Source organism: Winogradskyella wichelsiae, from assembly GCF_013403925.1.
Lineage (GTDB): Bacteria > Bacteroidota > Bacteroidia > Flavobacteriales > Flavobacteriaceae > Winogradskyella > Winogradskyella wichelsiae.
This window is the reverse complement of sequence record NZ_JABFDJ010000006.1, coordinates 251,972-277,219: the sequence shown is the minus strand read 5'-3', so window position 1 is coordinate 277,219 and position 25,248 is coordinate 251,972. Positions and strand designations below refer to the sequence as shown.

Below are 25,248 nucleotides of genomic sequence, written 5' to 3'. Positions count from 1 at the left end.
TTTTTAGAGCGGAATTCTAGTCTAAAAATACAGCGTATTAATTGCAATATCTAATGTTTTGCCAAATTAGGTTGTTCAATAAACCTATATTCATTGTTGATAATTGATAATCAGCTGTTAATTTAGTTTAAGGTGATTTAAAATGCGTTCTAAAGCCATTCCTCTAGATCCTTTTATCAATATTGAGGCATCATTTATTTCTAACGATTCTAAAGTTTCTTTTAAGTTATTAAAATTTGCGAATTTTTGAATAAATGGTTTCGCTTTAGTGCTATAAAAATTCTCTCCAATTATAAATATATTATTTTGAAAATTGGATTCTAAAAATTGAACTATGTTTTGATGCTCAGTCTTAGCTTCTTCTCCTAATTCGAACATATCACCAATAAATATATATTTATTTTCTGCATTTAATTGTTTGAAATTTTTAAGTGCTGCTAGCATACTTGTAGGATTTGCATTGTAAGCATCAAGGATAATTTCTATGTTTCCTTTTTTAATAATTTCAGATCGATTATTATCTGGCTGATAATTTTCAATAGCTTTTTTAATAGCTTCAGTTTTTACATTAAAGTGTTTTCCAATAGCAACTGCTGCGGCTATATTTCCGTAATTGTAGTCACCAATGAGTTGACTTTTTATATCTCTAGCATTGTAAGATAAGTTAACATAAGGATCAGCATTTTTAAAAGCAACAACGCAATCATTGGTTGGGCTGTCTCCAAATGTTATGATATTAGAATAATGACCAATTTGTTGTTTCTGTTTATTGTCGTTAGAATTTATAAAAACGGTTCCATCGTGAGATTTAATATAATCGTATAATTCTGATTTTGCTTTAATAACACCGTCAATACTGCCAAAGCCCTCTAAGTGTGCTTTTCCAAAATTTGTTATTAAACCATAATTTGGTTGAGCAATTTTACAGAGAAATTCAATTTCTTTTAGGTGATTAGCACCCATTTCTACGATACCAAAATCTAAATCTTCGGTAAAACTTAGCAGGGTTAATGGTACACCTATATGATTATTTAAGTTCCCTAGAGTAGACTGTACATTGTAGGTTGTTTTTAAAACAACGTTAATTAATTCTTTAGTCGTTGTTTTTCCATTACTTCCAGTTAATGAAATAATTGGGATATTAATCTGCTGTCTATGATAGGTTGCTAAATCTTGTAAGGTCTTAAGCGTGTCTTTTACAAGAATACAATTATCGTTTATTTGTGAATCTCTGTTATCTATAACGCAAAATTTAGCTCCACCATTGAAAGCATTTTGAACAAATTTATGACCATCAAAGTTGTCACCTTTAAGAGCAAAGTACATACAGTCCTTTGCCAGTTTTCTTGTGTCTGTTGATATAACGGAACAAGTTTTAAATTTTTTATATAGGTCTTGTATTTTCATTGGATTAAAAATAAAAAAAAGTCCTGATATAATTATCAGGACTTTTCTAAAATTTTATTAAACGTTTACTAGTTACGTCTCTTTCCGCCTTGTTCACTTTTAGATCCTACTCTAGAAACAGCACATCTAAAACCAATATAGTCAGTTGCCATATCTTGTGGGAAATAACGACGTTGAGCTGGGTCGATCCAGTAAGCTCTATCTCTCCAAGAACCTCCTTTAAATACTCTTGCTTCGTCATTAATTAATGAAGTTCTACTATCAGATTGATCGTACCCTCTTAACATTTTACCTTCAGTAGAATCTACTTCAACGCTATGCTTAGGTGAGTTATACATCTTACTTGTCTGACTTTTTTCTCCATCTGTTTCATCAAAACTTTCTCTATAAGAACGAGAAGAACGCTTGTCTCCATCTCTAAAGTTTCTGTTATCACTTTGGCTAAAGTTAGTTCTTAAATAAGTTTCTTCTTCATCTACAGGGACTCTTGCTATTTCACCTGGTAAATCTCTCGCTACAACCTTACCGTTACTTAATGTGTCATATACAATTTCATCAACAGTTACTATCTTAACAGTACCATCTTCGTTTATCGCGTTTTTAGTATATACGTTACCTCTGTAGTAGTTAAAGTCATTAAATTCATCATCTACTATAGGTCTGTAGACATCAGCTACCCATTCAGCAACATTACCAGCCATATCATATAAACCGTAATCGTTAGGGTCGTATGTTTTAACTTCTGCAGTAATATCAGCTCCATCATCAGACCAACCTGCTATTCCACCATAATCACCTTTTCCTTGCTTAAAATTAGCCATTTGATCTCCGCGATTTACACGTTTTCCAGATCTTGTATATTGACCATCCCAAGGATATTTTTTACGACCTCTATAAACATTATAGCTACGTAATTCACTCATACCTAATGCTGCGTATTCCCATTCAGCTTCTGTAGGAAGTCTGTATTTTACAGGGATTAATCCAGATTCTCTATTAGCATAAACGTTAATAGGATTTCCTTCAGCATCTGTTTGTTGTCTTCTCTGTCCGCCTTCTAATACTTCAGTGTTACCACCATAAGTTTGAGATGGAGCATTAATATAAGTATCTGTACTAAATGTACTTTCTGCACTTACATCTGTAACATGAGCATCTCTTTTAATATAACCAGCATCTTGCAAAGACATTTCTGCAACACGGTCAGTTCTCCAGTTTGCGTATTCTACAGCTTGGATCCAGCTAACACCTACAACAGGATAATTAGCGTAACCAGGATGACGTAAATAGTTTTCTGTCATCATTTCGTTGTATCCTAAACGATTTCTCCAAACCAATGTATCTGGAAGTGCACCTTTATATATTAAGGCATAATTTGGATCGTCTGGTGGGTATACATTTTTTAAATAATCTAAATAAAACAAATAGTTTACATTGGTAACTTCTGTTTCATCCATATAAAATGATTGAATATGCTGTTGAGTCGGAGTGTTGTTCCAATCATGCATAGGATCATCTTGTACTTTTCCCATTGTAAAGGTTCCACCTTCTACAAAAGCAGTTCCAGGAGGAGTTTCTTGTTCCTTGAATTGTGTGTTGTACTGAAAACCACCGTTTTTGTCGTTGATTTTCCAGCCTGTGGCACTATCTATGTTGCCAGAATTAGAAGAACGATTGCAACTTACAATTGTAGCACAAAGCGTTATTGCTAATAAAAATTTTAGGGTTGAGACATTTTTCATATCCATACGTTTAAGTAAGCTCGTTTAATTTTAGAGTCGCAATATAACAATTAAAGGTAAACTGACAACTTTTTTTTTCGTTTAAATGCAAAAAAGCATGCATTTCATCCTTTTTTTTGAACACAACAACGGATATTTTTCAATTTATCGATGTATTTTGCCCTTTTATAACGAGTTGATAAATAATTTATTGTTGTATTTTTGAAATAAAAATTGCACGACCATAATATCAAGCTTGAATAGGCGTTATTGTATTGTGAATAAAGGGTTTTGATCTTCTAAAGATCATGCCATGTAATTTTATTTTAGGATAAAAACGAAATGAATTAATGAAAAATTACTATTTAATCGCTTTACTCTTAGTTAATATGCTTTGTTTTAGTCAACAAAAACAATTTAGCATTAGTTGGGGTGAAAATAAAATTTTAGAAACTGGTTTTAGTACTATTGAAGTTCCTGCCTTTGATGAAAATCATTTTAGTTACAATGATAATCACGGTCTAAAATTTTATGCACAATGGAAAAGTAATGGAGGTCAAATTGACGAAAGTTCTGTAGTTGTCACTAATATTACTTATCAAAACATTTCTTCATCAGAGTTAAAAGGTCTAAATATTAAACTTATCCCTACTTCACCAGAATATAAATTGTATAATGTTAATGCTAGAGGTGTGCTTTCTCATTATTTTGAAATTACTCCTATTATTAAAGCTGGCGGTGGTTATAAGAAAATGACCTCCTTTACTGTAGCTTATAGTTCACTTAATAGTCGTTCTGCAAATAGTGTTATGGGCGTTAATGATATTACAAATTCGGTTTTAAGCTCGGGGCAATGGTATCGCTTTTATATAGAAGAGTCTGGTGTATTTAAACTATCTAAGAGTTTTCTGAGTAATTTGGGTATAAATACTAATGCTGTAGATCCTCGAACAATTAGGATATTTGGTAATGGAGGTCGAATGTTACCATTAGAAAATTCAGAAAATTATCCTTTTGATGTCGTTGAAAATGCAATAGAATTTGTTGGTGAAGCAGATGGGACCATAGATAATGCAGATTATATTCTCTTTTATGGAGAGGGACCTAATGTTTATAATGAAGAAAGCGATACTAATTTAAACTTATATACAGATAAAACTTACTATTATGTGAACGTCGGATCTGGAAACGGAAAACGAATAGATCCAATGACGAGTATAAGTGCAGCTGCTGATTTTGAAATTAATGAATTTCAAGATTATCAATTTTACGAAGTAGATGATTACAATTTGGCGAAACTAGGTCGCCGTTGGTTTGGTGATGATTTTGATATTGAAAATCAACGCGTTTATGAGTTTGAATTCCCTAATTTATTAACTAGTACACCAGTAGATTTTGAGATTGCTGTGGGGTCGGTGTCAGAAGTTTCTACATCAATGAGTGTCTCAATTAATGGTAGTCAGGTAACAAATATGGGATTAGGTGTTATTAATCCAGGATCTGTATTGGGTACTGCTGCTTCATATAGTCAACCTCAAACTGTCGGTTCAGATTTAATAACCGTTACATTAGACTATAATAATAGTGGAAACCCTTCTGCTAATGCTTATTTGGATTATATTAATATTGAAGCAACTAGAGCATTGTCTTATGAAGGAGAACAATTACTATTTAAAAATAATGAAGTAATTACAACTCCTGGTATTGTACAATATAATATAAGTAATGCATCTAATGTTAGAGAAATATGGGATGTAACGGATCGTTTTAATGTAAGGACAGTCTTTAATTCAGACGACGAAAGTATATTCTCATTTAAAGCACAATCTGGAGAAGAGCGAAAATATTTGGCTTTTTCTAATGGAAATGTGTTAACGCCCAAAACGGATTCGAGAACTACGGTATCTAATCAGAATTTAAAAGGGACAATTTTTACAAATTCTGAGGGACAGTTTGAAGATGTTGATTATATTATTTTAGCTCCAACAGAACTTTTATCACCAGCAGAAAGATTAGCCCAAATTAATAGGGATCAATATGATCTAAATGTAAAAGTTGTAGATCTACAAACAGTATATAATGAATTTAGTACAGGAAGTCAAGATATTGCAGCATTAAGAAACTTTATAAAATATGTCTATGATAATGCTAGTACTCCAAGTGATAGGTTAAAATACTTATGCTTATTCGGAGATGGATCTTACGATTATAAAGATAGAGTAGATAACAATACTAACCTTGTGCCAACATGGTATTCTAATAGTAGTTTTAGTTTAACCAGCTCTTTTGTGTCAGATGATTTTTATGCTATGTTAGACGATACGGAAGGCGGGATGTCTATAAGTGATCGGATGGACATTGCGGTAGGTAGAATTTTAGCAGAAAATGTTCAGCGCGGTAATGAGATGGTAGATAAGGTTAATTCATATTACCAACCAGAATCTTTTGGGAGTTGGAGAAATAACGTTTTGTTAATCTCTGATGATGTAGATGAAGCATGGGAAACTAGATTACAAGAAACTACAGATGATTTAGGAACTACTATAGATGAAGAAAAACCATTTCTAAATGTTATAAAAATTCATTCAGATGCATTTGAACAAGAGTCTTCAGCAGCAGGAGATAGATATCCAAAAGTTAATGAAGCTATTAAAGATGCTATTGAAGTAGGTGCACTTGTAGTGAATTATTTTGGACATGGAGGTGAAGATGGACTTGCAAAAGAACGAATTTTTGATAAAATAGATTCGCAAGAAATTAATAATATATGTAAATACAATTTATTTATTACAGTAACCTGCGAGTATACTAAGTTCGATGACCCAGAACGAGACACGGCAGGTGAATTTACATTTTGGAATCAGAATGGAGGAGCTATTGGTTTAATTACTACAACAAGACAAATTATTGTTTCTGTAGGAGAATCTCTCAATAATGTATTAGATGATTACCTATTTGCTTTTGGTTCTAATGACTACCCATCTGTAGCTGAGGCTTTGAGGTTAACTAAAATAGATAATAATATCTCAGGTTCTACTCAAAAGAGATTAGTCTTTTTTATCGGAGACCCAGCAATGAAATTAGCTTTTGCAGAACCTGATGTAAGATTAACGAAAGTAAATGATGTCGAGATTACACAAGCAATAGATACATTAAAAGCTTTGAGTTATACAAAATTAGCTGGAGAAGTAGTTGATACTAATGGTAACTTGCTGTCTAGTTATAATGGAACCTTAACTGCAACTGTTTATGATAAACTTATTGACCGTCAAACGATAGGGAATGATGGTGTTAAAGATACAGCCAATGATTTAATTATTATGGATTTTACAACATTAGGTGAAGTAGTTTTTAAAGGTCAAGCAAGCATAGCTAACGGGTTATTTGAGTTCGATTTTATTGTGCCCAAAGATATAGGTATTCCAATAGGTAATGGTAAAGTAAGCTTTTATGCTCAAACAGATAATTCGTCATCAAATCAAGCAGGTTCAAATTTAGATATTAAAATAGGTGGAATTAATGAAGATGCTCCAGAGGATAATCTGGGACCTGTTATTAATTTGTATATGAATGATGAGAATTTTGTTTCAGGGGGTATCACTAATGAATCTCCAACATTCTTAGTGCAGCTTCAGGATGATAACGGAATAAATACAGCAAGTGGAATTGGGCATGATATAACAGCTATTATAGATGCAGATGAAACCAACCCAATTGTATTAAATAATTATTATCAAGCTAATGTAGACGATTATACTAATGGGACTGTAAGTTATCCTTTTAGAGATTTAGAACCAGGTTTACATACGTTAACATTAAAAGCTTGGGATGTTTATAATAATTCTTCAACATCAGAAATTCAATTTATGGTTTTCGATGAAGATGAAGAGTTAGTTATTAATAATGTACTAAATTATCCAAATCCATTTGTAAGTTATACCGAGTTCTGGTTTAATCATAACAGTTCTGATCCGCTCGATATTTCAGTTCAGATATTTACGGTTTCAGGGAAATTGGTAAGAACATTAAATGGACAAACAAGTGCTGAAGAATGTTGTTCGTATGGTTCTTCGTCGTTATCAAGAAATATTGTTTGGGACGGAAGAGACGATTTTGGTGATAGAATAGGAAAAGGAGTCTATGTCTATAAACTAAAAGTTAAATCTAACCGTTTAAATAAACAAGTTGAAAAAATTCAAAAACTTGTCATACTATAATAATAAATTATATTTGTTACCAGATCAGTTGTACTCATAGGGTATTAATATATCAATAAATTAACATGAAAAAACAATTTATAGCCTTATTGGCTTTTGCTACAATTAGTAACGCTATTGCTCAAGATGGCACTGTAATAATACAAGATCCTAATGATAGTAGGGTGATTACTACAGGATTACCGTTTATGCTTATTGCGCCAGATGCAAGATCAGCGTCTTTAGGTGATATGGGAGTTGCAACATCTGTCGATGGATTTTCACAACAATATAATCCTGCTAAATACGCTTTTTCAGAAACAAAGCAAGGTATTGGTATAACTTACACACCTTATTTAACAAGGTTAGTTAACGATATTTCTTTAAGTTATCTTACTTACTTTAATAGAATAAACGAACAAAGTGCTTTTTCAGCGAGTCTAAAATATTTTTCATTGGGCGAAATTGTATTAACTCAAGATGCTAACGATCCTGGTGTAGCTGTTAAGCCAAATGAATACGCTATTGACGCCGCTTACTCTTTAAGATTGAGTGATCAATTTTCAATGGCTGTAGCAATGCGTTATATGCGTTCTGCTTTAAGATTAGGGCAAGTAGATTCTAATGCAAATGCCGGAAGTACTTTTGGTGCAGATATTACAGGTTATTACCAAAGTGAAGAAGAAGCTTATAATGATTATAACGGACGATGGAGAGCTGGTTTTGCAATTCAGAATTTAGGACCAAAATTTCAATACGATGATGGTGGGCAAGATGTTTTTCAACCAACAAACTTAAGATTAGGTGCTGGTTTCGACTTTATTTTTGATCAATATAGTACATTGTCTGTAACAGGTGAGGTATCTAAATATTTGGTTCCTACTCCACCAATTTATGGTGATGAATATCAGTATGATGATGAAAATGGAAACGGTACATATGATGATGGTGAAGAATATGATGATCCTATCAATACTAATGTTATATATGATGGACAAGATCCTGATGTTGGTTTCTTAACCGGGGTTTTCCAATCGTTTGGTGATGCGCCAGGTGGTTTAAGTGAAGAGTTGAGAGAATTTACTTGGGCTTTAAGTGCAGAATATACTTACCAAGAGAGTTTTTCACTTAGAACAGGTTATTTTAATGAAGCAGATGATAAAGGTGCGCGTAAGTTTTTTGCACTCGGTGCAGGTTTTAAGTATACAACGATCAATGTAGATTTGTCATATTTGTTTTCAGCATCAAAAGTACAGAGTCCATTAGAAAACACACTTCGTTTCTCGTTAATCTTTAATTTTGGAGACGGAGAATACAATGAGTACTAATGATTTAACGCAATATTTCTTTTGTTGTTTGAGAATGAATACTCAATTTATACACTAGAAAGATTTTGATAATCAAGAAAAAATAATTTATATTAAAAAAACTATTGTTTGTTAAACAATAGTTTTTTTGTCTCAAATAATGTCTCAAATATGAATGAAATAAAAATAGAAACAACATTAGAGGTTTATAATGATTTTAACGAACTTTCTAAGGCTATGCAAAATTTAATGACTGCAGCAATAGAAGCAAGAGAAAATGCTTATGCACCATATTCTAAATTTAATGTTGGAGCTGCAATTTTATTAGATAATAACGAAGTTGTTATAGGAAGCAATCAAGAAAATGCTTGCTTCCCTTCTGGTCTTTGTGCAGAACGAACGGCTATTTTTTATGCGGGTGCTAAATATCCTAAGGCCAAAATCTTAAAGATGGCCATTACAGCTGCTTCGCAAAATCAAATTACAGACAAACCTATACCACCTTGTGGAGCCTGTAGACAATCTATAGCAGAGTATGAAATGAAACAAGATTTGCCAATAGAAATTTACTTTATGGGTGCTCAAGGCAAAGTGATAAAATCCCACTCTTTAGCCAACTTATTACCACTTCTTTTTGAAAGTTCAGTATTATAGTGATTTTGTTGTAGAAAATTCAGTAAATACTTAATTTTTTATGGCATACAGTTTCTTCATTATTGTCTAATGTGTTATTTTTGTTATTCTATTTAAAGAACTCATCAAGAAATGCAAAAAATAACTAAAGAAGTTTACCTAAAGTGGTATGAGGACATGTTGTTCTGGCGTAAGTTTGAAGACAAACTTGCCGCAGTTTATATTCAACAAAAAGTTAGAGGTTTCCTTCATTTATATAATGGACAAGAAGCTGTATTAGCAGGTGCATTACATGCTATGGACTTAACTAAGGATAAGATGATTACGGCTTATCGTAATCACGTTCAACCTATAGGTATGGGGGTGGATCCAAAAAGAGTAATGGCAGAATTGTTTGGAAAAGCAACAGGAACGTCTCAAGGATTGGGTGGTTCTATGCACATTTTCTCTAAAGAACATCGTTTTTACGGTGGTCATGGTATTGTTGGAGGTCAAATTCCTTTAGGAGCAGGTATTGCTTTTGGTGACAAATATCACGATAGTGATGCTGTTACAATCTGTTGCTTTGGTGATGGTGCTGCAAGACAAGGATCTTTACACGAAACATTTAACCTTGCTATGTTATGGAATTTACCAGTAGTATTTGTTTGTGAAAACAATGGATATGCTATGGGAACTTCGGTAGCACGTACAGCAAACCATACCGATATTTGGAAACTAGGTTTAGGCTATGATATGCCTTCAGGACCAGTTGATGGTATGAACCCAATAAAAGTAGCTGAAGCTTTTGATGAAGCTATTCAGCGCGCAAGAAATGGTGGTGGACCTTCATTTTTAGAGGTTAAAACTTACCGTTATAGAGGTCACTCTATGTCAGATGCACAACATTACAGAACTAAAGATGAGGTTGCAGAATACAAAAAAATTGACCCAATTACACAAGTTAAAGATATTATTCTTGAAGAAGGATATGCTTCTGAAGCAGATTTAAAAGCGATTGATAAAGATGTGAAGACACGCGTTTCAGAATGCGAGAAATTTGCAGACGAATCTCCGTATCCAGAAAAGAATGTGATGTACGATGTTGTGTATGAGCAGGAAGATTATCCATTTATAGATCACAAAATAAAATAAACTATGGCAGAAGTAATAAATATGCCGCGTTTAAGCGACACCATGGAAGAGGGAACAGTTGCCTCTTGGTTAAAGAAAGTTGGAGATAAGGTTGAAGAAGGTGATATTTTAGCAGAAATCGAAACTGACAAAGCCACTATGGAATTTGAGTCTTTTAACGAAGGGACTTTACTTCATATTGGTATTGCAGAAGGCGAAACAGCTAAAGTAGATACGCTTTTAGCCATCATAGGAGAAGAAGGTGAAGATATTTCTAGTTACTTAAACGGAGAATCATCATCAGAAGACTCTGAAGAAACAGCTAAAGAAGATAATGCTTCAGAATCTAAAGAAACAGAAACTTCTAATTCTAGCGAAGAAGAATTACCAGAAGGAGTTACAGTTGTGACCATGCCACGATTAAGTGATACCATGGAAGAAGGAACTGTTGCTACTTGGTTAAAGAAAGTTGGTGATGAAGTCGAAGAAGGTGATATTTTAGCCGAGATTGAAACAGATAAAGCAACTATGGAGTTTGAATCATTCCAGTCAGGTAATTTATTATTTGTAGGTCTAGAAGAAGGTGAGACTGCCAAGGTAGATTCATTATTAGCTATCATAGGTCCTAAAGGAACTGATGTTTCAGGGATTTCTAAAAACTTTTCAAACAACACTGGCGAAACAAAAAAGGAAACTCCTAAAGTAGAAGCTAAAAAGGAAGCACCAAAAGCTGAGCCTAAAAAAGCAGAAGCTAAGAAAGAAACACCAACAGTTTCAAACTCGACGTCTACAACAGGACGTGTTTTTGCATCTCCATTGGCAAAGAAAATGGCTGAAGAAAAGGGTGTAGATCTAGGTCAGGTTAAAGGTTCTGGTGAAAACGGAAGAATTGTAAAGAAAGATATTGAAAACTTTACACCATCTGCTCAATCTGCTTCTGTAGGGAAATTTGTTGCTACAGGTCAAGAAGATTTTGATGAGGTACCTAATTCTAATATGCGTAAAGCTATTGCTAAAAACTTAGCGAAGTCTAAATTTACAGCGCCACATTATTATTTAAATGTGGAGTTTGATATGGAAAACGCTATTGCTTTTAGAAAGCAATACAATTCTATTCCAGACACAAAAATTTCATACAATGATATGATTGTTAAAGCATGTGCTTTAGCATTGAAGCAGCATCCTCAAGTAAACTCACAGTGGTTTGATGATAGAATGCAATTAAACAATCACGTTCATATTGGTGTAGCTGTAGCAGTGCCAGATGGTTTATTAGTTCCTGTTGTTAAATTTGCTAACGAACAAAGTTTACCACAAATTGGTGCAGCAGTTAGAGAATATGCAGGTAAAGCTAGAAATAAAAAATTAGCATTAGACGAAATGGAAGGCAGTACATTTACGGTTTCTAACTTAGGAATGTTTGGTATAGATAGCTTTACATCTATTATCAATCAACCTAACTCAGCAATCTTATCTGTTGGAAATATCGTTGAAAAACCAGTAGTTAAAAACGGTCAAATCGTTGTAGGTAACACAATGCAATTATGTTTAGCTTGTGATCATAGAACAGTTGATGGTGCTACAGGAGCTCAATTCCTTCAAACATTAAAAGGATATATTGAGAATCCAGTAACTATGGTTGTATAATTTTAATACTTCATTCTAAATTAATTTTTAGAATCTATATAATATAATCCTGATTTGATAATTTTTCGAATCAGGATTTTTTATCTTTAAGCCGTACCTTAAAAACTAACTATGAAAAAAATATTATTTGTTCTGTTAATTGCATTCGTTTGCTCATGTAAATCCAATAAAAGCAAGTCTGTTTTAGATGATAAAGTGGTTGAAAAACCTAAAATTAGCCAAGAAGCTATTAAAGCCAGTATGGAATATCTAGCTTCAGATGAATTACAAGGACGCGCAACAGGTACGGAGGGGATTGAAAAAGCGGCAGTTTTTATTGAAAAGTATTTAGAGTTAAATGGCATTAAACCCTATTTTAAAACCTATAGAGATTCTTTCAAATTAAATGATCTCGACGCTTATAATATTGTTGGTGTAATTGAAGGAAATGATCCAAAACTTAAGAACGAATACATTATTCTTGGGGGGCATTACGATCATATTGGTTTTGGTAATGTGGTTGAAGGCGATTCTATTGCAAACGGAGCAAATGATGATGCTTCAGGAACTATAGCGGCCATGGAGTTTGGTAAATATTTTGCAAAAACTAAATCTAATAAGCGTAGTATTTTAATTACACTTTATACAGCAGAAGAATTAGGGTTAAAAGGATCAGAACATTTAGCAGCTCGTCTTAAAAAAGAAGGTATTGATGCTTATACGATGATTAATTTTGAAATGATAGGTGTTCCTAGAGCAAAAAGTGAAACAATGGCTTATATCAGTGGTTTTGAGAAATCTAATTTTGCAACGAAATTAAATGAATATGGAAATGAAGAAGTTGTTGGTTTTTTTGACAAAGCAAAAGAAATGCAGCTTTTTAGAAGGTCAGATAATTATCCATTTTACCAAGAATTAGGTATTCCGGCACAAGCTATTTCTACATTCGATTTTACTAATTTTGATTATTATCATCATGTATATGATGAAGCAGATAAAATGAATTATGAACATATGGTTACTTTTATTGAAAAAATGATTCCAGCATTAGAAGGTTTGATGAACGCACCAACAAAAGAAGTGATTTTAAAAGATGAATAAAAATATAATTATAACAGGTACAAGCCGTGGTATTGGGTTTCAATTAGTACAATTATTAGCCGAACAAGGTCATAATGTATTAGCATTATCTCGAAACACCAAAGCAATATTAGAACTCAATATTGATAATGTATCGGCGTTTGCTTTCGATTTATGTATTGAAGAAGATTATCAGAAAGTAACTGATTTTATTAAAAAGGAATGGCGCCATGTTGATATTTTAATCAATAATGCAGGTGCTATCATTAATAAACCTTTTGCAGAAACAACGTTTAAAGATTTTACAGAAATTTACCAAACTAATGTTTTTGGGGTTTCAGAATTAACAAGAACAGTCGTTCCTTTTATGAAGAAAGAAGGACATGTTGTTACTGTGAGTTCTATGGGAGGAATTCAGGGAAGTATGAAATTCCCAGGACTATCAGCGTATAGTTCTAGTAAAGGAGCTGTAATAACGTTGGTAGAATTATTAGCGGAAGAGTATAAAGAGACAGGTCCGCAATTTAATGTTTTAGCTCTTGGGGCTGTACAAACCGAGATGTTAGAAGAAGCATTTCCTGGCTACAAGGCATCCACTACGCCAGCAGAAATGGCACAATATATTAAAGATTTTGCTTTAACAGGAAATAAATATTACAACGGAAAAGTATTACAAGTTTCTAATTCTACGCCTTAATTTGTTTCTAATTCTAGTCTTTTAGTTTATTATGTGCTAAAGTTGAGATAGCTTTTAGATATCTATAATTGTTTTTATGAATCTTAATTTTTAGCTTAAACTAAATTAGAATATAACAACTATTTTTGTGGTAATGCAGACATCACTTTTAAATTATATTCCTGAAGAAGCGCAAACTTTAATTGCTGAGCTTTTGGCTATTGATAACTTAATAGTAAAAGTTAAAAAAGAACGTAAAACGCGTCATGGAGATTATCGAGAATTACCTAACGGAAAGCATCAAATAACAATTAACTCTAATTTAAATCGTTATCGTTTTTTAATAACGTTAATTCATGAAATAGCACATTTTGAAGCTTATAACAACTATGGGAGGTTTATTAAACCGCATGGTAAAGAATGGAAACATACATTTCAACATTTAATGTTACCATTTTTACGCCCAGAAATTTTTCCATTAGAATTACTGCCATTATTAGCTAATCATTTTAAAAATCCAAAAGCATCTAGCGATACAGATACAAAATTAGCTTTAGCTTTAAAACAATTTAACGAAGACAATGATAAGACTTATGTTTTTGATGTGCCCTTAAATAGCAGGTTTAAACTCTATAATGGCAGAGTTTTTAAGAAAGGAAATAAAAGAAGAAAACGATATGAATGTGTTGAAATTAACACAGGAAAATTATATTTGTTTAATCCAAATGCAGAAGTAGAAGTTCTAGACTAAAAAGATAGATTGATGAATACCAAAAATTCAAATTATTATGCCATATTAATGGCGGGTGGAGTAGGTTCAAGATTTTGGCCTGTAAGTACTCAAGATTTTCCAAAGCAATTTCATGATATGCTAGGAACAGGAGATACTTTAATTCAAAAAACATTTAATCGTTTAGCGCAGTTAATCCCACAAGAAAATATATTCATTCTAACAAATGAACGTTACAATGATCTTGTTTTTGAACAATTGCCTCAGGTTACAAAGCGACAAGTTGTTTTAGAGCCTGCAATGCGAAATACAGCACCTTGCATATTGTATGCGTCTTTAAAAATTGAGAAGGAGAACAAAGATGCTGTTATGATTGTAGCACCAAGTGATCACTGGATAGAAGATGAACAAGCGTTTTCAGAGAATGTAAAAACTGCTTTTGATTATTGTGAATCTAATGATGCTCTAATGACTTTGGGGATTACTCCAACATTTCCAAACACAGGTTATGGTTATATTGAATATGATGAATCTGCATCTACAGCGATTAAGCAGGTGAGTCAATTTAGAGAAAAACCAGATTATGCCACTGCTAAATCTTTTATTGATCAAGGTAATTTTCTTTGGAATGCAGGGATTTTTATGTGGAGTGTGAAATCTGTTGTTTCAGCTTTTAAAAATAATCAGCCAGAATTGTTTCAGTTATTCGAAAGTGGTTACAACGTGTATAATACAGAGCATGAAGACGAATTTATAAAAGAGAATTATAAAAAAGCTGAAAATATTTCTGTCGATTATGCATTAATGGAGAAAAGCAGTAATGTTTTTGTAATTCCTGCTACTTTTGATTGGAATGACCTTGGAACTTGGGGAAGTCTTTATGATAAATTAGATAAGGATGAAGACCATAATGCCGTTGTAAATGCTAAAATTTTATTGGAAGACTCAAGCGGAAATATGATTCGTTCTAAAAAAGGAAAGGTTGTAGTTATAGATGGTTTAAAGGATTATATCGTTGTAGACAAGGAGGAAGTTTTACTTATCTTTCCAAAAACTAAAGAACAAGATATTAAAAAAGTGCTTCAAACCGTAAAAGCGAAATTTGGAGAACAATACGGTTAATCGATTATTGAAACTTATAAAATAGAATTATCTCATAAAATTCAGACATTTAATTTAGAACTTTTACCATTATGAGTGACGAACATAAATTTAATTTTTCAGAAGAAGAAAGATTAGAGCAAGAGCAGCACAAAGACGAAGAGAAGCAAATCAATAAAGATAAAGCTGTTGAAGATAAGAAGGATGCGATAAGAAAAGATGCTCAAGGCTTATTTATAAGTGTTAAAACCTTCTTGCATGAGTTATTAGATTTTAGGGATGACACTGATCGAGATGCTACCATAGCAGCTATTAAAGCAGATATTCCTTTTAAAGGAGCAACAGCATGGATTTTAATCTGTTCTATATTTGTGGCCTCTATTGGTCTTAACGCTAACTCTACAGCTGTTGTTATTGGTGCCATGTTAATTTCACCTTTAATGGGACCTATATTAGGGGTTGGAATGTCTATTGCGCTAAATGATATTGATACGCTTAGAAAGTCGTTAATTAATTTAGCGACAATGATTGTGCTAAGTTTATTAACGGCCTATTTATTTTTCAAGTTCTTTCCGTCTGCAGACTTAATGACTAATGAACTTTTTGGTAGAACTAAACCAGACTTACGAGATGTCTTAATTGCTTTTTTTGGGGGTGCAGCCCTCATTATAGCTCGAACTAAAAAGGGTACCATAGCATCGGTGATTTTTGGTGTCGCTATTGCAACGGCGTTAATGCCACCACTGTGTACTGCAGGTTACGGCTTGGCCCACGATTGGGAGGTTTTTATTGGCGCGATGTATTTGTTTACAATTAATACTATATTCATTGCTTTAGCGACATTTATAGTGTTGAAGGTTCTTGGATTTCCAATGTTAAAATATGCCAATTCTAAAAAACGAAAACGAATTGCACAATTGGCATCATTGATTGCGATACTTGTTATGGCACCTGCAATATGGACTTTTATGAATTTTATTACTCAAAGCGGTTTAGATGGTGATTATCAGAAATTTATAGAGGATGAGGTAAAGTCTAATAATGAGTTGTGGTATCAGAATGCTATTCCTCATTGGGAAGATAAAGAAATTGTGTTATATATTAATGGTGAGGTTTCTGATGCTATGGTAGCCGATTTGAATAATGAAATTAAAACTTACGATAAAATAAAAGATTTTAAGCTGATTATAAAGGGTAATAAGAATAGAAGTTTTGATAAAATTTCTGATGCTTATGATAGAGCCATCAAAGATTTAGATCAAAAAGATAATATAATAAATGGTCTCCAAAGTCAGATTGAAGATTTACAGAAAAATATTACTAACTTGAATAAGCAAATAGAGTCTAAGAGTTCAGATCAAAATTCAGTTTCATTTACGTCATTGTCTCGAGATGCTAAAATTAAATTTAGTGATTTAGAATCTTTTGGATATGCTAAAATGTTGGAATCTAAAGATTTTATAAACATTGATACAGTAAGTGTAGCTAATGTAAGATGGAAAGTGAAACTTACGGATAGTATTGTGTTCTCTAAAGAGCGTGATTTACAAAAGTGGCTTAAGAATGAACTAAAAGTCGATACCGTATTTATTAAGAGAAATTAAGTCAATAAAGATTAAAATGATGTAAACCGTTATTTAGTATCTTCTTCTAAATACATTTTACGTACTTTTCTAAATAATTCAGAAGAATAAACGAAGTCAGTAACGGCTTCGTTTTCTGTTTTAAAAATAGTTTCGTTAGAGCCTTCCCATTCTAATAATCCATCTTTAAGGAAAACTATCTTTTTTCCAATTTCCATTACAGAGTTCATATCGTGTGTATTAATAACAGTAGTGATATCAAATTCTTCTGTAATTTCTTTAATTAAATTATCAATTACAATAGCTGTTTTAGGATCTAATCCAGAGTTTGGTTCATCACAAAATAAAAACTTAGGTCTGTTTACTATAGCTCTTGCAATAGCAACACGTTTTTGCATACCACCAGATGCTTCACTAGGTTTCTTATCATGTGCATTATCTAAATTAACACGTTTTAAAACAATATTAACACGATCTTCCATTTCACTTTTACTCTGTTTTGTAAACATTCTTAAAGGAAACATAATATTCTCTGCAATAGTCATTGAGTCAAACAGCGCACTACCTTGAAAAACCATTCCCATTTCTGAACGTAAGTTTGTTTTTTCATTCCGAGATAGTTTGCTGAAATTTTTACCCTCATAGCAAATAGAGCCTTCTTCATAATCGAATAACCCAAGGAGGCATTTTAAAAAAACGGTTTTACCAGATCCACTCTGACCAATAATTAAATTGGTCTTCCCTTTTTCGAAAGAAGTTGTAATTCCTTTTAAAATATGAGAATCTCCAAACGATTTTTGTAAGTCTTTTACTTCTATCATAATTATCCTAATAATAAGCTGGTTAGTAAAAAGTTAACTATAATAATCATAACGCTTGTCCAAACAAATGATGTTGTACTAGCTTTACCAACTTCTAATGCTCCACCTTTCATAAAATAACCATAATAAGAGGGGATGGTTGCGAGTAGAAAAGCAAAAACTAAGGTTTTTAGAAATGCGTATATAAAATGAAAAGGAATAAAGTCTAACTGAACCCCTTCTATATAATCTTCCATTGTACCATAACCGCCATATACGCAAGCCATAAGTCCACCTAATATACCTAAAAACATGGCAATAGAAATTACAAATGGGTAAAGTGTTAAGGCAATAAACTTAGGGAAAACGAGGTAGTTAATTCCATTTATGCCCATAACCTCTAAGGCATCAATTTGCTCTGTAACACGCATAGTTCCTATACTCGATGTTATAAAAGAACCTACTTTACCAGCCATAATTATGGATATAAATGTAGGAGCAAATTCTAAAATTATGGATTGGCGCGTTGCAAAGCCTACTAAGTATTTTGGCATTAGTGGACTCGTCATATTTAACGAGGTTTGTATGGCTACAACACCACCAACAAAAAATGAAATAAATGCAACAATACCGAGAGAACCAATGATAAGGTCATCAATGTCTTTTAATATTAAGGGTTTCATCACAGACCATTTGGTAGGTCTACGAAAAATATCCTTAATCATTATAAAATAGGTACCAATATTATGTAGGTAAGTCATGTTATATTTTATTAGTGCTAAAGTATAAAAAATGATTAGTTATTAATGTTAATTTAAACTAAGATAGTTTAAAAATTGTATTTTTGAATCTTAAATTAATGTCTTATTTCTAATGAAAAATATCATCACTTTAGCTGCTGCACTATTTTTATTTATAGCATGCGGTGCTCAAAATACAACTACAGATTCTAAAAGCCAAACAACCAGTTTAGAAATAACCGAAAGACCTAAACTTGTCGTAGGTATTGTAGTCGATCAGATGCGTTACGACTATTTAACGCGCTTTCAGTCTAAGTTTGGTGATGGTGGGTTTAATCGTATGATAAGTGAAGGTTTTAATTGTAAAAATAATCATTTTAATTACGTGCCAACTTATACAGGCCCGGGTCATGCGTCGGTATATACAGGTACAACACCCAAAACTCATGGTATTATAGGTAATAATTGGTACAATAAAGAGACCAAAGCAATGGTGTATTGTGCTGGTGATGATAATGTAAAGTCTGTGGGAACAGAAGATGAAGCAGGTCAGATGTCTCCACACAGAATGCAAACGACTACCTTTGGTGATGAAAATAGATTGTTTACTCAAATGCAAGGTAAAACAATTGGAATTTCATTAAAAGATAGAGGAGCAATTTTACCTGCAGGGCATACAGCAAATGCAGCTTATTGGTTTCATGGTAAAGAAGAAGGTGCTTGGATTACAAGTTCTTTTTATATGAATGAATTGCCACAATGGGTTAAGGATTTTAATGTTTCTAAAAAGGCAAAATCGTATTTAAAAGAATGGAATACACTTTATGATATTTCAACATATACGGAAAGTGGTGTTGATGAAAATACGTTTGAAGGTGGTTTTAAAGGAAAAGATAAAGCAACATTCCCTTATGACTTAAAAAAATTAAGCAAAGAGAATAATGGTTTTGATATTTTAAAAGCAACACCTTATGGAAATAGTTTAACTGTAGATTTTGCAATTGCAGCAGTAAAGGCAGAGAATTTAGGAAAAGATCAAATTACAGACGTGCTTGCTGTTAGCTTTTCTGCAACGGATTATGTTGGTCACAATTTTGGGGTTAACTCTAAAGAAGTAGAAGATACCTACTTGCGTTTAGATAAGGATTTAGAGCGTTTCTTTAATTATTTAGATGCGACTGTTGGAAAAGGAGAATATACTGTTTTTCTTACTGCAGATCATGGTGCTGTTGATGTACCATCTTATTTAGAGTCTGTTAGAGTTCCTGCAGGTTACGTAGACAATAAAGATAGAAAAGCAAGATTTAATGCTTTTTTAAATGCTACGTATGGTACAGAGTCTATTGTAGAAAACATTAGTAACAATCAGATCTTTTTAGATCGAAATAAAGTTAAAGAATTAGGACTAAAATTAAGTGATGTTCAAGATGCCATTGCAATGGAGCAATTAAGTTATCCAAATATCTCTAAAGTTTATACGGCATCAACAATGAGTACTACTAGTTTTCCTGTAGGAGTGGAGGAACTTATTGAAAATGGGTTTAACCAAAAACGTTCGGGAGATGTAATTTTGGTAAATGATATTGCATTTATTTCATATAGTAAAACGGGATCTACTCATGGAAGTAGTTCAAATTATGATACACACGTTCCATTGTTATTCTTTGGAAAAGGAATTAAACATGGTGAAACATTCAATAAAACTATAATTCCAGATATTGCACCAACTATGTCTGCATTGTTAGGTATTAGTTTCCCTAACGGAGCAACTGGACAACCTTTAGGATTTGTGATTGATTAATTTTTAAAAGATGCTTAAGATTTACAAATATTTGGAAAAGCACTAGTTCCTATCGTGCCTGTTGTTCTGCATACTGCCAAGGATTAGGATTATTAATTAACACAACAATCATTTTCTGCCTCATATAGGTATCCGCCACATAAATCAGGTATGATAGCTACTAGTTTACCACCTCTAAATACATTTTTTTTCAGTTTTATTTAAAGTTTTGCCTAAGTTTTTTAAATTTCCCATAATTAAATTAGCCTTCATGAGTAAAAGACACTCAGGGGTTGTGTCTACGCCTCGCGAGAGAATAATATTTATTAAATAGTTCTCAAAAATAAAATAAAAGAGAATTTTTGGCCGTTTCAATTTGTTATTATATAATTTAGTATCATTTAAATATGTTTTTTATATTATATAAGGCATATAAAAGTAGTTCGTCATACTGACGAACTACCATTAAAAAACACATGTGTTATGATGGACAGCACGTATTATCCTGTACTGTTCCAGAGCATAATGCTGAATTTGTGTTTGAGATAGGGAATACACATGCTGCTCCATTTCCTCCAAATCCACTAACAATAAAAAGGCTAGCGCAGTTATTGCTATTACAAGCGGTATAAGTAAATTGACCTCCGTTAATACTTTTCTGTTCAGCTTTGTTTAAAGCTTTTCCTAGATTTAATAAATTTTTCATAATAAAAATATTTAATAACTAAATTAATCTTGATCATTTAAAGACACTCAAGGTTGTGTCTATTCCTCGCGAGAGAATATTTTTAATTCTTAAAGACATTTTTTAGTTGATAAAAGAAACGTTCCATTAACCTTAAATCTTCAGTGATGATTTCTGCTGAACCTCGCATTTCATGTCTAAAAGTTATCTCTTTTTTATAAGATGTAATTAGTGTTGAAGGTAGAATTACTGTAACAAGATAAAAGCCATCTTCATCTGGTAATAAAGCGATAGATTCTATTTGTCCTTTTAGAGTCCCAAATTCAGCATCTGGATAATTCTCTAATTTAATATTTACGGTTTGCCCAGTTTTTATTTTGCCGAAATTTTGTGCTGGTGTTTTAAGTCTAGCGATATATGCTGAATTTTCTTCTGGGATTATGGTAAATAATAGCTGTCCTTGTTTTACAGTTTGGTTTTTACTCCAGAATTTAGCAAATGCAACTTTACCATCAATATCTGAAATAACAGCGTTTCGCATTTCCCAATTAATGAGTGCTCTTTTTAATTGGCTAAATGCTTGTAATACATTTTTAAGTAAACTAATTTCTTCTTTAGTTTGTTTAATTTTTGTATTTATTGAGGTAGTGCTTGCATTACTAATGGCCTCTCTTATCTGAGATATTGAGGCATCCATATTTGCAAAGTTACGCTGAGCTTGCAAATAGGCTATTTCTTTAGATTCAATGGTTTGCTTTGCTATAACTCCTTTATTAAAAAGTTGTTGATGTCGTTTTAATTCTCTTTGTTGAAATTCTAATTCTGATTGATTGAGTTGTTTTTGTGCTTCAAGCGTATTTAGGCGTGAATAAAGTTGAGATTTTGTAAAACGATTAGAATTCTGTTCGTTTGAATAAGGTTGAAGTTCTCTATTTAATTGGTATTGTATGTAACTGTTTTCGAATAAAGCATATTCTGAATCCACATCACCTAAAAATAGGACTGGTAATTCATCTAAAGGAAAGTTGAAATTTTTATTGTTTGGTTTTATAGTGTCTATTATGGATTTTAGTAATGTAATATGTTTAAAATTTGCACTATTCTCTAATACTGCGATTATTTGCCCCTCTTTTAAAGATTGATTGTCTTGTATAAAAACAGTATCTAATTTACCTGTAGTTTGCGCGTATTTTTTTTGTGGCGGAATCTTTGTGGTTATTTGAGCTTCTGTAGTAATAAGGTCTGGGTATTTTACAAACCAAGAAATAAAGAGCAACATCCCAATTAATCCTAATATAAGGGTGTTTCCAAACCTAATCATCCAGTTTGGGACTTTAGTTAGAATTTCTTGAACGTGTTCGCTTCTTATATCTATATCTTGTGGCATAATTTTTTTTTAAAAGAAGGTATTCTTAAGAGAATACCTTCTTAATTTCTACTACCCTTAATGGATTATTCAAATAAAGGGGCTGTAAATTAATTTCCACATGGATTGTTAAAAGGATCGAATATACCTGGAACACAATTACCACGATCTCCCGTAGGTGCATAGCAGACATAACCATAAGATTGATTGTTTTGAAATATGCAACAATCAGCATTCGTGTAGCATTGCCCTATTCTAGTAGTTCGTTTACCACCAATAATTTCTTTTTGTTCAACTTTGCTTAAAGCCTTACCTAATTTTGATAAATTTTTCATAATTAAATTATTTATAAATTTTAAAATTTTGATCATTTAAAGACACTCAAGGATTGTGCCTATTCCTCGCGAGAGAATATTGTTATTTACCTAGTTCTAATTGATTTTTTACTAGGTTGTAATAGTTACCTTTTAATGCAATAAGTTCTTTATGAGTTCCTTTTTCTGCAATTTTACCGTTATCTAATACTACAATTTGATGGGCGTTTTTCACAGTGCTTAATCTATGAGCTATAACTATTGCTGTTTTATTAATGAAAAAACTATTTAGTTTTTCCATAATCACTTTTTCATTATTAGCGTCTAAAGCAGAAGTTGCTTCATCAAAAAATAGGACATCAGGGTTTTTGTAAACAGATCTTGCAATTAATAAACGCTGTTTTTGACCTGTACTTAAGCCAGATCCTTCATTACCAATTTTGGTGTTGTAGCCTTTTGGAAGCCCATCGATGTAATTTGATATGTTTGCAATATCTATAGCGTATTCTAATTTTTGTTGGTCTATGTAATCTTCGCCAACAGCGATGTTACTAGCGATAGTGTCATTGAAAATATAGCCTTCTTGCATGACTACACCGCAATTGGCACGCCATGCCGTTTGAGAAATATTATTTAAGTTGTATTTGTCAATATAGATATCTCCAGAATCTAGTTTGTAAAATCCCATCAGCAACTTCATTAATGTGGTTTTACCACTTCCACTAACTCCCACAATTGCAGTTGTTTTATTTGCTGGGATTGTTAATGACAAGTTTTTTATAACAGGTTCTAGGGCACCTGTATATCTAAAACTAATGTTGCTCAGTTTTAAGTCTGCATTCTGTGGTATAACTTTTATTTTATTGTCTTCTGGTTTTTCTTCATCTTCCATGTTATGAATTTCACCTAATCGATCTAGAGATATTTTGGCATCTTGTACGTCTCGCATAAAACTTATGAGTTGTGTTATTGGACCATTAAGTTGCCCAACGATATAGCTTATAGCCATCATCATACCTAAAGTAATGCTGCCATCAATTACAAGTGTTGCAGATAACACTGTGATGAACATATTTTTGAGCTCATTAATTAAATTAGAACCTACACTTTGTTTTTGCTCTAATGCTAAACTTTTGGTTGCTACTTTAAATAGACGTGCTTGCACATACTCCCAATTCCAACGCATGCGTTTTTCTGCATTGTGTAACTTTATTTCTTGCATGCCATTAATGAGTTCAATGACCTTGCTTTGTTCTTTACTAACTTCAGAAAAACGCTTATAATCTAATTCTTTACGTTTTTTAAAAAAGAACAAAACCCAAGTGAAATAGAGCACACTACCAATAACAAAAACTCCAAAGATTTGAATGCTATAATAACAGAGTACAAGACTAAAAATGATAAGGTTAAAAAATGAAAAAAGAATAGTTAACGATGATGTTGTAAGTATTTGTTCTATCCGTTTATGATCGTTGATGCGTTGCAGTAAATCGCCTGTCATTCTAGTATCGAAATAAGAAATAGGCAGTTTCATTAATTTGATAAAAAAATCTGAAATAAGAGAAATATTAATTCTGGTGCTTAGGTGCAGTAAAATCCAACTTTTAATAATGTCTAGAGAAGCTTTTCCTAGAAATAGAAATAATTGAGCAAAAAGAATTAAATAAACAAAATTGAGATCTTGGTTTGCTATACCAACATCTACAATGGCTTGGGTTAAAAAAGGTAATATTAATTGTAATAAGCTTCCAGCAAGTAAGCCTATTATTAATTGAACAATAAATTTCTTGTATTTAAAGAGGTACCTAAAAATAAAATTAAAACCAAATTTTTCATCCTCTTCAAATTCAGAATCATAAAATTTTGGTGTAGGTTCAATCATTAATGCGATACCTTCTTGGGTAGTTTCATCGGCATTATTTCCTATCCAAAATTTTAGAAATTCTTCTTTAGTATAATTTACAAGACCATGAGCAGGATCTGAAATATGGATTTTATCTTTTTTAATTTTATAGAGAACAACATAGTGGTCGTTGTTCCAATGAATAATACATGGTAAAGGGGCTTCTTTAAGCTTTTGAAAACTTAATTGAATTCCTAAAGATCTAAATCCGATTTGTTCTGATGCTTCGCTTATACCTAATAAACTACTACCTTCTCTAGTTGTTTCGCTAAGTTTTCGTAATTGCTGTGTATTAATGATTTTACCATAGTACTTGGCGATAATCTTAATACATGTTGGTCCACAATCTTTGGATTCTGTTTGTTTATATGTTGGGAATATTATCAAAAAAAAGACGTGAATTAAAAGTGGTGCACACTTTGAGTTTAAATATTAATTAATAATAAGTCAAGCTTATAATTAATTATAGATTTATAAAGACTATGTG

At 32.3% G+C, this 25,248-nt stretch carries 19 protein-coding genes; 11 read left to right on the top strand and 8 right to left on the bottom strand.

The features are described from left to right. Positions 1–117: 117 nt before the first annotated feature. Positions 118–1,407: a UDP-N-acetylmuramoyl-tripeptide--D-alanyl-D-alanine ligase gene (locus HM985_RS13705; RefSeq protein ID WP_179376788.1), complete on the bottom strand. Its 1,290-nt coding sequence runs from the start codon at positions 1,405–1,407 to the stop codon at positions 118–120. A gap of 68 nt (positions 1,408–1,475) precedes the next feature. Then, positions 1,476–3,155 carry a gliding motility lipoprotein GldJ gene (gene gldJ / locus HM985_RS13700; RefSeq protein WP_179376787.1) on the bottom strand — a complete coding sequence of 560 codons (1,680 nt, stop codon included), beginning with the start codon at positions 3,153–3,155 and terminating at the stop codon, positions 1,476–1,478. A 323-nt stretch (positions 3,156–3,478) separates the two neighbouring features. On the opposite strand from gldJ, the gene porU reads away from it, so the two are divergent. The 10 genes from porU (at position 3,479) to HM985_RS13650 (ending at position 17,194) form a co-directional block, all read left to right on the top strand. Beyond that, complete coding sequence (gene porU / locus HM985_RS13695; RefSeq protein ID WP_179376786.1) at positions 3,479–7,345, top strand: type IX secretion system sortase PorU; 3,867 nt, start codon at positions 3,479–3,481, stop codon at positions 7,343–7,345. Between the two features lie 65 nt (positions 7,346–7,410). Beyond that, positions 7,411–8,652, top strand: a complete 1,242-nt coding sequence (gene porV, locus HM985_RS13690; RefSeq protein WP_179376785.1) for a type IX secretion system outer membrane channel protein PorV — start codon at positions 7,411–7,413, stop codon at positions 8,650–8,652. Positions 8,653–8,802: 150 nt separating this feature from the next. Further along, positions 8,803–9,285 (top strand): cytidine deaminase, encoded by a 483-nt coding sequence (cdd, locus tag HM985_RS13685; RefSeq protein ID WP_179376784.1) that lies wholly within the window; start codon positions 8,803–8,805, stop codon positions 9,283–9,285. Positions 9,286–9,396: 111 nt separating this feature from the next. After that, positions 9,397–10,398, top strand: coding sequence for a pyruvate dehydrogenase (acetyl-transferring) E1 component subunit alpha (gene pdhA, locus HM985_RS13680; protein WP_179376783.1), 1,002 nt, complete (start codon positions 9,397–9,399; stop codon positions 10,396–10,398). 3 nt (positions 10,399–10,401) lie between these two features. Further along, a complete protein-coding gene (locus HM985_RS13675) occupies positions 10,402–12,024 on the top strand; it encodes a pyruvate dehydrogenase complex dihydrolipoamide acetyltransferase (RefSeq protein WP_179376782.1) in 1,623 nt (540 codons plus the stop codon). Between the two features lie 111 nt (positions 12,025–12,135). Then, positions 12,136–13,104, top strand: a complete 969-nt coding sequence (locus HM985_RS13670) for a M28 family metallopeptidase (protein WP_179376781.1) — start codon at positions 12,136–12,138, stop codon at positions 13,102–13,104. After that, entirely contained in the window at positions 13,097–13,780 is a 684-nt protein-coding gene (locus tag HM985_RS13665) for an SDR family NAD(P)-dependent oxidoreductase (RefSeq protein WP_179376780.1), read from the top strand. Before HM985_RS13670 ends, HM985_RS13665 begins: the two co-directional genes overlap by 8 nt. 133 nt (positions 13,781–13,913) lie before the next feature. Next, positions 13,914–14,510: a SprT-like domain-containing protein gene (locus HM985_RS13660; RefSeq protein WP_179376779.1), complete on the top strand. Its 597-nt coding sequence runs from the start codon at positions 13,914–13,916 to the stop codon at positions 14,508–14,510. A 12-nt stretch (positions 14,511–14,522) separates the two neighbouring features. Then, positions 14,523–15,611: a mannose-1-phosphate guanylyltransferase gene (locus tag HM985_RS13655; RefSeq protein ID WP_246285010.1), complete on the top strand. Its 1,089-nt coding sequence runs from the start codon at positions 14,523–14,525 to the stop codon at positions 15,609–15,611. Between the two features lie 71 nt (positions 15,612–15,682). Next, positions 15,683–17,194 carry a DUF389 domain-containing protein gene (locus HM985_RS13650; protein WP_179376778.1) on the top strand — a complete coding sequence of 504 codons (1,512 nt, stop codon included), beginning with the start codon at positions 15,683–15,685 and terminating at the stop codon, positions 17,192–17,194. Between the two features lie 29 nt (positions 17,195–17,223). On the opposite strand, the gene HM985_RS13645 is transcribed toward HM985_RS13650, so the two are convergent. Next, entirely contained in the window at positions 17,224–17,994 is a 771-nt protein-coding gene (locus HM985_RS13645; RefSeq protein WP_179376777.1) for an ABC transporter ATP-binding protein, read from the bottom strand. Positions 17,995–17,996: 2 nt separating this feature from the next. Beyond that, entirely contained in the window at positions 17,997–18,734 is a 738-nt protein-coding gene (locus HM985_RS13640) for an MlaE family ABC transporter permease (protein ID WP_179376776.1), read from the bottom strand. A 112-nt stretch (positions 18,735–18,846) separates the two neighbouring features. On the opposite strand from HM985_RS13640, the gene pafA reads away from it, so the two are divergent. Next, positions 18,847–20,514, top strand: a complete 1,668-nt coding sequence (gene pafA, locus HM985_RS13635; protein WP_179376775.1) for an alkaline phosphatase PafA — start codon at positions 18,847–18,849, stop codon at positions 20,512–20,514. A gap of 460 nt (positions 20,515–20,974) precedes the next feature. On the opposite strand, the gene HM985_RS13630 is transcribed toward pafA, so the two are convergent. The 4 genes from HM985_RS13630 to HM985_RS13615 all read right to left on the bottom strand — a co-directional run bounded on the left by HM985_RS13630 (position 20,975) and on the right by HM985_RS13615 (position 25,148). Then, on the bottom strand, positions 20,975–21,199 hold the full coding sequence (locus HM985_RS13630; RefSeq protein ID WP_179376774.1) for a hypothetical protein: 225 nt from the start codon (positions 21,197–21,199) through the stop codon (positions 20,975–20,977). An 82-nt stretch (positions 21,200–21,281) separates the two neighbouring features. Further along, positions 21,282–22,565, bottom strand: coding sequence for an HlyD family secretion protein (locus HM985_RS13625; RefSeq protein ID WP_179376773.1), 1,284 nt, complete (start codon positions 22,563–22,565; stop codon positions 21,282–21,284). Positions 22,566–22,654: 89 nt separating this feature from the next. Then, on the bottom strand, positions 22,655–22,879 hold the full coding sequence (locus HM985_RS13620; RefSeq protein ID WP_179376772.1) for a hypothetical protein: 225 nt from the start codon (positions 22,877–22,879) through the stop codon (positions 22,655–22,657). A gap of 82 nt (positions 22,880–22,961) precedes the next feature. Further along, positions 22,962–25,148 (bottom strand): peptidase domain-containing ABC transporter, encoded by a 2,187-nt coding sequence (locus HM985_RS13615; RefSeq protein WP_179376771.1) that lies wholly within the window; start codon positions 25,146–25,148, stop codon positions 22,962–22,964. Between the last annotated feature and the right edge of the window lie 100 nt (positions 25,149–25,248).